Genomic DNA, 11,774 nt, shown 5'->3' with positions numbered 1-11,774 from the left:
AATGGCCCAGCCCGTGCGCAGTCGCAAGCCCACCCTTCGGGTCGAGCGCCAGCTCCAGCGTGACGGCCACCGCGTCCTGGCCGGCATGGACGAGGTGGGCCGTGGTGCCCTGGCCGGACCGGTGACGGTCGGCGTGGTGCTCATCGACGAGACCTGTCGCAGCGCGCCCACCGGGGTCAAGGACTCCAAGCTGCTGACCCCGGCCGCGCGCGTGGCCATGGTCCCGCGGATCCGGCGCTGGGCCCTGGCCTACGCCGTGGGTCACGCGTCCCCCCAGGAGATCGACGAGATCGGCATCATCGCGGCCCTGCGGCTGGCCGGGTGCCGGGCCCTGGCTGCGGTCGACCTGGTCCCCGACCTGGTCATCCTCGACGGCAACCACGACTGGCTCACCGCGCCCGACGAGGTGGGGCTGTTCGCCTTCACCTCCCACGACGCCCCCGTCACCCCGCCGGTCACGACCATGATCAAGGCCGACCTCAAGTGCTCGTCCGTCGCCGCCGCGTCGGTGCTCGCCAAGGTGGAGCGGGACGGGATGATGGTCGACGTCGCGCCAGAGCACCCGGCCTACGGGTGGGACGAGAACAAGGGGTATGCCGCGCCGGAGCACCTTGCGGCGCTCGAGGCGTTCGGGGCGACGGACCTGCACCGACGGTCGTGGCGGCTGCCGGGAGTGACGATGGATGATGAGTGTTCGGCAGGGTGAGCAACCGGAGATGAGCACGCGATGAGTTCTGAGGACCTCGAGAAGTACGAGTCGGAGATGGAGCTCCAGCTCTACCGCGAGTACCGCGACGTGGTGGGCCTGTTCTCGCACGTGGTCGAGACCGAGCGCCGGTTCTACCTGTGCAACTCCGTCGACGTGAAGGTGCGCTCCGACGGGGGCGAGGTCTACTTCGACGTCACCATGCAGGACGCCTGGGTGTGGGACATCTACCGCCCCGCGCGGTTCGCCAAGCAGGTCCGCGTCGTGACGTTCAAGGACGTCAACGTCGAGGAGCTCGCCAAGGCTGACCTCGAGCTGCCCAAGGACCAGGGCTTCTAGCTGCGGCAGCCAGGGCGGCTCGGCCTGCCAACTGCCGCAGCCGCAGCCGCATCTGCAGCCGTATCTGCGGCGGTTGTCCCCGGTCGGGTGCCCGTCCTGGGCCCGTCCACAGGCCGCACTGCTGGGTGTGCCGCTGGTCGCCCCTGCGGGCTTGGGTTGGGCGCATGGCAGACAGGGCGGATCCGCGCAGGGCGCTGGGGGAGTATGGCGAGCGGCTGGCTGAGCGCTACCTGACCGACCGGGGGATGGCGGTCGTGGACCGCAACTGGCGCTGCGCCCGGGGCGAGCTGGACCTGGTGGCCAGGGACGGCGACTGTCTCGTCTTCTGCGAGGTCAAGACCCGCCGGACCGAGCGCTTCGGTTCTCCCGTGGAGGCGGTCACCGCGCGCAAGGCGGCGCGGCTGCGCCGGCTCGCGTCGGCCTGGCTGCAGGAGCACGGGGAACACCCCGCGCGCATCAGGATCGACGTGATCGGCATCCTGCGACCGACAGCGGGGCGCGCCGTGGTCCGCCACCTGCAGGGGGTCGAGGCATGACGTTCGGCCGCACCCGGTCGGTCACCCTGGAGGGGCTGGCCGGCTCGGTCGTGGAGGTCGAGGCGCACCTGTCGGGGGGCCTGCCCGCCTTCATGCTGGGCGGACTGCCCGACACCGCGTGTGCGCAGTCGCCCAACCGGGTCAAGGCCGCGGCGGCCAGCATCGGGCACTCCCTGGCGCAGAGCAGGATCACGGTCAACCTGTCGCCGGCCTCGATCCCGAAGAACGGCAGTGGTTTCGACCTGCCGATCGCCATCGCCGTCGCGACCGCCCTCGGACTGATCCCGCCCGAGCGGGTGGGCGACGTGGTGCACCTGGGGGAGCTCGGGCTCGACGGGTCCATCCGATCGGTGCGTGGTGTCCTCCCCGCAGTCCTGTGCGCCGCGCGGGCAGGGTGCCGGGACGTGGCTGTTCCGGTCGACAACGCCGCCGAGGCGCGCCTGGTGCCCGACATCCGGGTGCACCCCGTGGCCCACTTGGCCGACCTCATCGTGGCCCACGCGGCCGGGGTCGAGTCCTTCGGGGTCAGCACCCCGGACCGCGCGCCGCGACTGTCGGCGGCGAAGGCCACGCCGGACCTCGCCGACGTGGTCGGCCAGGACGAGGCCAGGGCGGCCGTCGAGCTGGCGGCTGCGGGCGGACACCACCTCTTCCTGCTCGGCCCTCCGGGCTCCGGCAAGACGATGCTGGCCGAGCGGTTGGTGTCCATCCTGCCGCGGCTCAGCCGAGAGCAGTCGATCGACGTCCTCGCGGTGCGGTCCCTCCTCGGCGTGACGGCTTCCGAGCTGTCCCTCGAAGGGCTGCCGCCGTTCGTGTCGCCGCACCACAGTGCGACGCAGGCGGCGATCATCGGGGGTGGGAGCACGGCGGTGCGGCCCGGCGCGATCACCCTGGCCCACCACGGGGTGCTCTTCCTGGACGAGGCCCCCGAGTTCAAGGCGGCGGCCCTGCAGTCCCTGCGTCAACCCCTGGAGTCGGGGCAGGTGGTGGTCTCGCGGGCCCGCGCCAGCGTGCGCTTCCCGGCCCGCTTCCAGCTGGTGATGGCCGCGAACCCCTGTCCGTGCGGCCTCGGCTACGGCAAGGGGGTGGGCTGTTCCTGCAGCCCGCTGGCCAAGCGTGGCTACCTGGGTCGCTTGTCCGGCCCGCTGCTCGACCGCGTCGACCTGCAGGTGCAGGTGCCGGCCGTGACGCGGTCGTCGCTGGCCGGACCCGCCGGAGAGAGCAGCGCGACCGTGGCCGCTCGGGTGATCGACGCGAGGAAAGCGCAGGCCGAACGCTGGGACCAGACCCCGTGGGCCCTGAACAGCGAGGTGCCGGGGCCGGTCCTGCGCCGGGGGAGGTGGCGGCTGCCGTCCGGGGTCACCGCGGACATCGACCGAGCCCTCGAGCGCGCCCAGCTCACCCTCCGTGGGTACGACCGGGTGATGCGGGTGGCGTGGACCGTCGCCGACCTGGCCGGCCGTGCGACGCCGACCCGTGACGACCTCGGCCAGGCCCTCACGCTGCGCAACCAGGGCCCGGTGGCGGCATGAGCGGGATCGCGACGGTGCGTGGTGACCGGGCGGCGAGGGTGGCGTGGGCGAGGTTGGCCGAGCCCGGCGACACCGACGTCGCCGCACGGATCGCCGCGGTGGGGGCGGAGGAGGCCCTCCAGGGAGTCGGGGCCGAGACCACCCTCGGCGCGCGGATGGCCGAGCGACTCGCGGAGCTCGATGTCGACCGTGACCTGGCCATCGCCCGGCGGCTGGGCGCCCGACTCCTCGTGCCGGGCGACGAGGAGTGGCCGCTGGGCCTGCACGACCTGGCAGCTCCACCGCTGTGCCTCTGGGTGCTCGGCCGCGCGAGCCTGGGTGACGTGGCTGCTCGGAGCGTCGCGGTCGTGGGTGCTCGGGCTGCCACCGGTTATGGCGTCCACGTGGCGAAGGAGCTCGGCGCCGGGCTGGCTGAGCGAGGGTTCGCCGTGGTGTCTGGCGCGGCCTACGGCATCGACGGTGCGGCGCACGAGGGCGCGATGGCGCTCGAGGGAGTCACCATCGCCGTGCTCGCGTGTGGTGTCGACCGGCCCTACCCAGCGGGGCATGCGGGGCTGCTGCAGCGGGTGCAGGAGGACGGCCTAGTGGTCAGCGAGGTGCCGCCCGGCTCGGCGCCGACCAGGTGGCGTTTCCTCAGCCGCAACCGGGTGATCGCGACGTTGACCCAGGGCACCGTGGTGGTCGAGGCGGGCCTGCGCAGTGGTTCGCGCAACACGGCCCGCCTCGCGGAGGAACACCTGAGGGTCGTCTGTGCGGTGCCGGGACCGGTGTCGTCGGCGGTGTCGGCCGGCTGCCACGAGCTCGTCCGTGCCGGGGCGACGCTCGTCACCGACGCCGGCGAGGTCGCGGAGGCAGTCGGACCCATCGGTGAGCTGGCTCCGCGCAAGGAGGGTGCGGCCCTGCCCGGCGACGACCTCGAGCCGACCCACCGGATCGTGCTCGCCGCGCTGCCGGCTCGCAAGCCTGCGACGGCCGAGGAGCTGGCCCGTCTCAGCGGCCTCAGCAGCGCCGAGGTCCGGGGTGCGCTCGGAGCGCTGGACCTCGACGGCCTCGCCCAGCGGCAGGGGGAGGGCTGGCGCAGGTCGCCGCGTCGCTGAAACCTCCGGAGCGTCGGCGCGCCCCGGCGTCCAGGACCCCTGCGCGGGAGCGGACGGCTGGCACAATGACGCCGTGCTCGCAGCCGAGGTCGCCTCCTCCCAACAGGCCCAGTGGGACCTGGTCCGCGACTACCTCGCCTCCTATGCCGAGCGGCGCCCGGTCCGGAAGGTGACGGTCGTGGGAAACGCACCGCTCGGCCCGAACCCGGAGCGAGTGGCGCAGATCGACAGCAGTGACCTGGTCTTCCGGATGAACTCGATGGCCCTGGACGACCCCGGCACCCCGCCGTGCGTCGGCACCAAGTGCCACGTCCTGGTCGTGTCGCGGTACGCACCGGTCACGCCGTGGATGTTCCAGGACTACCGGCAGCGCGCCTACCTGATTCCGCAGGCCGGTTACGGGCTGCGCTACATCCTCCATCCGCAGCCGTACTTCTGGCCCTCGGACCTCGGCACCATGCCTGTCCCGAACGCCCCGGTCATCACCCGGCTGCTCGACCAGCTCGACCCCGACCACGTGCCCAACGAGCTGATCCCCACCTCCGGGACCATCTCGTGCTTCCTGGCCCACGAGATGTTTCCCGAGGCCGAGATGTTCGCGACCGGCTTCTCGTTCCTCGACGGGGTGCAGCAGGACTCGTGGCGCTACCAGAGCGGCGGAGGCAGCCCGGTCATCCCGGCGCACCAGCTGGACCTGGAGGCACGACTGCTCCGCTCATGGATCGACGACGGCACCATGCGGATGCTGCACTGAAAGAGGAGAACATGTCCGGAACAGAAGCGCGGCCCGAGGGCACCGGTACCCCCTCGCCCGGCCCCTACCGACGAGCCCGCCGTGCCTTCGGGCGGTGGCGCCGCAGTGTCGCGGACCCCAACAACCTGGCCGCGAAGGTGGACAAGCAGCGGGCCCAGCTCGAGCGTCAGTCGACCCAGATCGCCGAGCTCAAGGCGTCGGTCGCGGCCCTGGGCAAGCGCTTGCACCCCGTCGAGCACGCGTCGAGCCACCGCGAGGTCGAGCACGGTGGGTTGGCCATCCAGATCGGCATCGTCGAGGAGCGACTCGGCAAGATCGAGGAGGGCCTGCGGGGTGCCGAGTTCGTGGCCGACGACGCCGAGCGAGCTGAGGCACGAAGCCTGGTCGAGGCGGTCCGCCGCGAGCACGAGCAGGTCCGCGTGCGCATGCAGGTGATCGCCCAGTACGAGGAGCGGCTTCGCCGCCTGGAGGACGCTGTCGTCAAGACGTACGACGGGGACGTTCGCCACCCGTTCTGATGCGGCTCCGTGACGCGCGGGGTGGCGGCTTGTGTGCCGCTCCTGCGTTTGCGACGGTGACGGCGTGAGTGAGTCCCTGGCGCAGACGTTGGCGGCTTTCGAGCGCCACCTGCGCAGTGAGCGCGGCCGCTCGGAGCACACGACTCGGGCCTACCTCGGTGACCTGCGGGGACTCCTGCGCTTCCTCCAGGACGAGTGCGGCATGTCCGACCTCGCCGACGTGGGCCTGCGCGAGCTGCGGGCCTGGCTCGCGGCCCAGGCGGAGTCGGGGGCGGCTCGGTCGACCATCGCTCGCCGATCCGCTGCCGCGCGCACCTTCCTCGGGTGGGCGACCCGCACCGGTCGGATCGCCCAGGACCCGTCGCTGCGGCTGGCCGCCCCCAAGCGCGCGGGTCACCTCCCGGAGGTGCTCCGCCAGGGCGACGCGACGGCGCTGATGGACCTCGCAGCAGTGGCCAGCGACGACCAGGACCCGATGCACCTGCGCGACCGCGCCGCCGTCGAGCTGTTGTACGCCAGTGGGATCCGGGTCGGTGAGCTGACCGCGCTCGACATCGACGACCTCGACCTCGGCGGAGGGGTCCTGCGGGTGATGGGCAAGGGCGGCAAGGAGCGCACCGTGCCCTTCGGCGCGCCGGCCCGCGAGGCCGTCGACGCCTGGCTGACCCTGGGCCGTCCCCAGGTCGCCGTGGCGGGCAGCGGTCCGGCCCTTCTCCTGGGGCGACGCGGCCGACGGGCCGACCCCCGGCAGATCCGGGCCGCCGTCCACGAGCTGCTCTCACACCTGCCCGACGCCCCGGATCTGGGACCCCACGGCCTGCGGCACAGCGCCGCCACCCACCTCCTCGAGGGCGGGGCGGACCTCCGCCTCGTGCAGGAGCTCCTGGGCCACGCCTCCCTCGCGACGACCCAGATCTACACCCACGTCTCCGTGGACCGCCTCAAGGCCTCCTACCGACAGGCCCACCCCCGTGCCTGAGCGCCGCGGAGGTGCCGCCGGGTTCGGGGTCGTCGGGCGTGCCGTGCCCGCACCGACCGCCCGAAGGAGGAAGATGGACGCCGACGACGTTCGTCCGACCCCTGGGGGTCCTGGGCCCGAGAGGAGCTGTGCAGCGCGTGCGTGAGGATCTGCCGGCGACCCGCCGGGCTCGCCGACACCGACGCCGGCCCAGCCGTCAGGTGCGCCTGCGTCGCACCATCACGGGCGCCGTGATCCTGGTCCTCGTGGCCGTCGTCACCGTGCGGCTCACGACCGGTGACGACACGACCCTGCTCGACGCCGCGGGCTCCGCCGCGAAGGCGACGACCTCGGCGCCGTCCCTGCGCACGTCCCAGACCCCCAACAACGAGGACGGCTCGTCCACCACCGAGACCGCGAAGGCCGGAGCCACCACGGTCCCGCAGAACGGCACCGGCAAGATCACCGTGGTGTCCGTGCCGCCTGCCGCAGTCGCGACCACCGGCCGCACGGTCAAGTACACGGTCGAGATCGAGGGCGGCCTCGGGGTCGACCCTGCCGAGGTCGGCGCCACCGTGGAGTCCGTCCTGCTGGATCCCAAGGGCTGGCAGAAGGTCGACGGCGTCCGCTTCGTCAACGTCACCCCGGCGCAGGCCGCCAGGGGCGCCCACGTCGACGTGCGGGTCACGCTCGCCAGCCCCGGCCTGACCGACAAGCTCTGCGCGCCGATGCGGACGCTGTCCCAGGTCTCCTGCTGGAACGGCGAACGCTCGGTGCTCAACTTCCGCCGCTGGGCCCTCGGCGACGACAGCTACGGCTCCGACGTCGCCCGCTACCGCATCTACCAGGTCAACCACGAGGTCGGTCACGGCCTCGGCCACCAGCACCGCCTCTGCCCGGGCAAGGGCAAGCGGGCGCCCGTGATGGTGCAGCAGACCCTCGACCTCGGTGGCTGCAAGCCCTGGCCCTACCCATCCGGCACCTGAGCGAGCGGGAGCAGTCGCACCGGTCGCCCACCCGTGAGGAACACCAGGGGGTCGACGTAGGTGTGCTCGCGGACCGCGCCGAGGTGCAGACAGGCCGGCCTGCAGTGGGAGCCGGTGGCGGCCAGCTCGCCCAGCCGTGACCCTCGCGCGACCACCTCACCCACGCTGACCGCAGGCTCGACCGGCTCGTAGGTCGACCGCACCCCCGAGGGATGCAGCACGGTCACAGTGCCGCGACCGGCGATCCGGCCCACGTCGGCGACGGTGCCTGCCTCGACTGCCAGCACGCCCTGACCTGTCGACCCGGCGAGGTCGAGGCCCCGGTGCCCTGAGCCGTACGCGGTCGCGGGCCGCAGGAACGGCCGCACGATGCTCGGTCTCGGCATCAGCGGCCAGGCCCATCGTCCCCGCAGCGATGGGGGAGAGCGGGGCACGGCCACCGCAGGGGCCCCCACGGCGAGCTGGGCTGCGCCGACCCGCGTGGCTGTCCCCGACTGAGGCGCTCGGGCTGTACTGCCGGTGTCCGGCGGCCCGGGCTGCGACCTCGGCGCTAACGGTGTGGGGATCGACAGACCGATCGAGGCCACCACGAGGGCCGAGACCGGCAGGAGGAGTGCGCTTCGCATCCTGCCACCCTGCTGGTCCTGACGTCGTCACGCGACGGAGGGCTCGCCGTCCTGTGGATGACCATGACCTCCGCCGTCGCCTGTGGACGTGCAACGGGGTGTCGCGGGCGGACCTGACTCACGCAGGTCGGAGTCGGCCCAGTCGGCTCACTGCCTCGTGCAGCACCTCGTCGCGCTTGCAGAACGCGAACCGCACCAAGGTCCGGGCCGCATCCGCGTCGTCGTGGAAGACCGACACCGGCACCCCGACGACTCCGGCCCGCGCGGGCAGCTCCCGGCAGAAGGCGAGGGCATCGACCGCCCCGAGCGGCGCGGCGTCGGCGACGACGAAGTACGTGCCGGCCGGAACCGACACCTCGAGCCCGGCCGACTGCAGCCCCGCCACGAGCAGGTCGCGCTTGGCCTCCAACGAGCTGGACAGCCCGGCATACACGGCGTCGTCGAGGCCGAGGGCGAGGGCGACGGCGGGCTGGAACGGACCGGAGCCGACGAAGGTGAGGAACTGCTTGACGGCGCGCACCGCCGCCACTGCGGCCGCCGGGCCGCTCACCCAGCCGACCTTCCACCCGGTGGCGGAGAAGGTCTTGCCCGCCGACGAGATGGTCAGGGTCCGCTCCCACATCCCCGGCAGGGTGGCCACGGGCACATGCACCGCGCCACCGAAGACGAGGTGCTCGTAGACCTCGTCGGTCACGACCCAGGCGTCGAACTCCTTGGCGAGAGAACAGATCAGGTCGATCTCCGACCGGCTGAACACCTTGCCCGTGGGGTTGTGTGGGGTGTTGAGCAGCACCATCCGGGTGTTCGTCGAGAAGGCGGCGCGCAGCGACTCCTCGTCGACCGCGAAGTCCGGGAAGCGGAGCACCGACGTCCGCCGCACCGCGCCCGCGAGGGCGATCGACGCGGCATACGAGTCGTAGTAGGGCTCGAAGGTGACCACCTCGTCACCGGGTTCGCACAGCGCCAGGATGGTGGCGGCGATGGCCTCGGTGGCGCCGACCGTGACCAGCACCTCGGAGCGCGGGTCGACGTCCAGCCCGTAGAACCGGGACTGGTGCGCGGCGACCGCGGAGAGCAGCTCCGGCACCCCCGGGCCGGGCGGGTACTGGTTGCGTCCGCTGTCGATCGCGGCCTTGGCGGCCTCGAGCATCTCCCGCGGGCCGTCGGTGTCGGGGAAGCCCTGACCCAGGTTCACGGCGTCGTGCTCGGTGGCCAGCGCCGTCATCTCGGCGAAGATCGTGGTGCCGAACGGGGCGAGGGCGGGTTTGCCGGGTGGTCGAGCCATGCGCCCGAGCGTATGCCGCGGGGCCGGGTCCGCGGCGGACCTACCCGTGCTCCTCGGCCTGCGCCTCGTCGGCGTGCGCGATGTGCCCGAGCTGGCGCCAGACCACGACCAGGGTGACGCCGGAACCCACGAACGCGAACCAGAACGGCGCGGCGGCCCCGAAGTGCGTCGCGATGAGCCCACCGAGGAGCTGGCCGACGAGCAACCCGACGATGAGCCCCACCCAGTAGACGCTTCCGACGCGGCCCTGCAGCTCAGTCGGGGTGGCGCGCTGGCGCACGGCGGACGACAACGAGCCCCAGACGAACGCGTAGCCGCCGAAGACGACCATGATCGCCATCGCCACGGCGGGAGTCGTCGTCAACGCCAGGGACAGGTGCGTCACGACCTCGAGAGACAAGCAGACCTTCATCAGCCGGGCCAAGGGGACCTTGGCCTCGAGGCGGTCGTAGACCAAGACCGCCGTCACGCCACCGACGGCGGAGCAGGTGGTGAGCAGTCCGAAGCCGACGGATCCGACGCCGAGCCGCTCCTGGGCCCAGTAGACGAGGACACCCCACGGGGCGCCCCAGGTGACGTTGAAGATGAAGATGACGAGGGTCAGGGTGCGGATCGGGGCGTTGCCGGCGATCCACCGCAGCCCGTCGAGGATGTCGTGGCCGATGTGCTGCTCAGGGCGGGCCTCGCCGAGGTCGCGGGGGAGGCGCACCCGGCTGAACAGCACGGCCGCCAACAGCAGGGCGCTCGCCTGGACGCCGAACGGCACGGCCGTGCCCACGGCGAAGAGGCTCGCCCCGACCGCCGGCCCGACGAACTGGTTGGCCACGAGGAAGGCGGACATCTGCCGGGCGTTGCCGATGCCGAGGTCAGCGGGCCGCACGATCATCGGGAGCACCGCTCGCCATCCGGTGTCGGCGAAGAGCTCGGCCACCCCCACCGCGAAGAGCACCCCGAGGAGCAGCGCGATCGTCACCTTCCCGCTCGCGATGGTCACCACGAGCAGGGCCAGGACGACCACGCGGATGAGGTTGGCGGTCAGGACGAGGGTGCGTCGGTCGACCCGGTCGGCGACGGCGCCCGCGTAGAGGCCGAACAGCAGGGTAGGCAGGTGCTGGACCATCGCCGCGGCAGCGATCAGCGTGGGGTTGCGGGTCAGGGAGGCGACGAGCAGGGGCCCCGCAGCGAGGGCGATGCCGTCGCCGAGCTGGGCCACCCACGACGAGGAGAGGTTCCACCGGAAGGGGGTGCCCATGCGGGGCGGTGCGATGACGTCGACGACCCGGCTCAGTGCACTCACGAGCCACCAACCTAGCCAGCCTGCCGACCGCCTCGCGACCGCGTTGTTCGCGTCCTCACGGCACGTCCGTGAAGCCGGCCTTGGCGATGACCGCAGCGATCTTCCGGTGCCCCGCGGTGTCGGGGTGCAGGCCGCCCAGACCGGGAGCCCTCGACCCGGACGGACCGTTGAGCGCCGGCAGGAGGTCGACACAGAGGGCCCGGTGTTCCCTGGCGACCTCGCAGGTGGAGGAGTTCAACGCCTTGAGGGCCCGGGTGAACATCGCGTGGAAGGCGGCGGTCTGGGTGGCCGCGTCGAAGCCCCACTGGCCTGCGAGGTCGTCGGTCTCCCGGGTCGTGTCGGCGTAGGTCACGACCCGCACGCCGGCCATCGACCCGCTGCGGAGGGTGGCGATCTCGTCGAGGGACCTGCCGATCGTGGCGACGACCTCCGACCGGTTCCGCTCGAGGCAGGTGGCTGCGCCCGGCCAGCTGCAGGGACCCTGCCAGTCGTTGTTGCCGACCTGGATGGTGATGATGGCCGCCTTGGCGATGGCCGCACGCATCGCGACGTCGGTCCTGACGCTGAGCAGCATCGAGGCCGACGTCACGTCGTTGTTGTAGGCCAGGTTGACCGCCGTGACAGGTCGGCCGAGCGCCGTGGTGGCCAGGTCTGCGAGCACGAGCACGTAGCTCCGGCAGGATCCAGCCGAGTCGTGGCATTCGCCTCCCCCTCCGGGCACCGAGTCTCCCAGCCCGAGCAGGATCGTCCCCGAGGGCAGCCCGGTCGCGCTCGGCGACAGGCTCGGGGACGCAGGTGTGGAGGTCGAGCTCGAGGTGCTCGATCGGGCGGACAAGGGAGCGACCCCGCCAGCGCACGCACTGGTCAGGAGTGCGGCGAAGAAGGCGGCGCCGATGGCCGCCACGAGGCGACGGGTCATACCCGCGATCATCCGGTCCGGCCCGGCCCCGGGGATCGGGGTTTGCCCGTAGTACCGATTTCGCCGGCAGGCCCCTCAGCACGTACGATGGTCGGCGGTCCACGTGTGCTCGCACACGCAGACCTATTTCGCGCGTCTTCCGCCCGCTGACTCGGCTCGCCGACGAAACGGGGGCGCACCACAGCAGTCCGGTGAGTATGCCGGTGGGGTGCGTTGCAGGC

At 72.4% G+C, this 11,774-nt stretch carries 13 protein-coding genes; 9 read left to right on the top strand and 4 right to left on the bottom strand.

Annotated elements, in window-relative coordinates; translation table 11 throughout:
* Position 1 precedes the first annotated feature (1 nt).
* The 9 genes from ACXJKD_RS04980 (at position 2) to ACXJKD_RS04940 (ending at position 7,426) form a co-directional block, all read left to right on the top strand.
* Positions 2–706, top strand: coding sequence for a ribonuclease HII (locus ACXJKD_RS04980; protein WP_457253322.1), 705 nt, complete (start codon positions 2–4; stop codon positions 704–706).
* Between the two features lie 21 nt (positions 707–727).
* Complete coding sequence (locus tag ACXJKD_RS04975; RefSeq protein ID WP_091780812.1) at positions 728–1,045, top strand: DUF2469 domain-containing protein; 318 nt, start codon at positions 728–730, stop codon at positions 1,043–1,045.
* Positions 1,046–1,209: 164 nt separating this feature from the next.
* Positions 1,210–1,581, top strand: coding sequence for a YraN family protein (locus tag ACXJKD_RS04970; protein ID WP_457253321.1), 372 nt, complete (start codon positions 1,210–1,212; stop codon positions 1,579–1,581).
* Positions 1,578–3,113 carry a YifB family Mg chelatase-like AAA ATPase gene (locus ACXJKD_RS04965; protein ID WP_457253320.1) on the top strand — a complete coding sequence of 512 codons (1,536 nt, stop codon included), beginning with the start codon at positions 1,578–1,580 and terminating at the stop codon, positions 3,111–3,113. The genes ACXJKD_RS04970 and ACXJKD_RS04965 overlap by 4 nt, the downstream gene beginning before the upstream one ends.
* Positions 3,110–4,210 carry a DNA-processing protein DprA gene (dprA, locus tag ACXJKD_RS04960; RefSeq protein WP_457253319.1) on the top strand — a complete coding sequence of 367 codons (1,101 nt, stop codon included), beginning with the start codon at positions 3,110–3,112 and terminating at the stop codon, positions 4,208–4,210. The genes ACXJKD_RS04965 and dprA overlap by 4 nt, the downstream gene beginning before the upstream one ends.
* Positions 4,211–4,283: 73 nt before the next feature.
* Positions 4,284–4,964, top strand: coding sequence for a hypothetical protein (locus ACXJKD_RS04955; RefSeq protein ID WP_457253318.1), 681 nt, complete (start codon positions 4,284–4,286; stop codon positions 4,962–4,964).
* An 11-nt stretch (positions 4,965–4,975) separates the two neighbouring features.
* Complete coding sequence (locus tag ACXJKD_RS04950) at positions 4,976–5,482, top strand: hypothetical protein (RefSeq protein ID WP_457253317.1); 507 nt, start codon at positions 4,976–4,978, stop codon at positions 5,480–5,482.
* Positions 5,483–5,546: 64 nt separating this feature from the next.
* Positions 5,547–6,461, top strand: coding sequence for a tyrosine recombinase XerC (locus ACXJKD_RS04945; protein WP_457253316.1), 915 nt, complete (start codon positions 5,547–5,549; stop codon positions 6,459–6,461).
* Positions 6,462–6,598: 137 nt separating this feature from the next.
* On the top strand, positions 6,599–7,426 hold the full coding sequence (locus tag ACXJKD_RS04940) for a DUF3152 domain-containing protein (RefSeq protein WP_457253315.1): 828 nt from the start codon (positions 6,599–6,601) through the stop codon (positions 7,424–7,426).
* Here the strand turns inward: ACXJKD_RS04940 and ACXJKD_RS04935 are convergent.
* The 4 genes from ACXJKD_RS04935 to ACXJKD_RS04920 form a co-directional block, all read right to left on the bottom strand.
* Positions 7,408–7,812 carry a M23 family metallopeptidase gene (locus ACXJKD_RS04935; protein WP_457253314.1) on the bottom strand — a complete coding sequence of 135 codons (405 nt, stop codon included), beginning with the start codon at positions 7,810–7,812 and terminating at the stop codon, positions 7,408–7,410. The two genes, ACXJKD_RS04940 and ACXJKD_RS04935, sit on opposite strands and share 19 nt — an antisense overlap.
* 358 nt (positions 7,813–8,170) lie before the next feature.
* Positions 8,171–9,337: a pyridoxal phosphate-dependent aminotransferase gene (locus tag ACXJKD_RS04930; protein ID WP_457253313.1), complete on the bottom strand. Its 1,167-nt coding sequence runs from the start codon at positions 9,335–9,337 to the stop codon at positions 8,171–8,173.
* A gap of 40 nt (positions 9,338–9,377) precedes the next feature.
* Complete coding sequence (locus ACXJKD_RS04925; RefSeq protein ID WP_457253312.1) at positions 9,378–10,634, bottom strand: MFS transporter; 1,257 nt, start codon at positions 10,632–10,634, stop codon at positions 9,378–9,380.
* A 55-nt stretch (positions 10,635–10,689) separates the two neighbouring features.
* Positions 10,690–11,553, bottom strand: coding sequence for a GDSL-type esterase/lipase family protein (locus ACXJKD_RS04920; RefSeq protein ID WP_457253311.1), 864 nt, complete (start codon positions 11,551–11,553; stop codon positions 10,690–10,692).
* Between the last annotated feature and the right edge of the window lie 221 nt (positions 11,554–11,774).

The organism is Pedococcus sp. P5_B7 (assembly GCF_054049895.1).
Note: the sequence above shows the minus strand (reverse complement) of the source record. Positions and strands in the feature narration are given on the sequence as shown.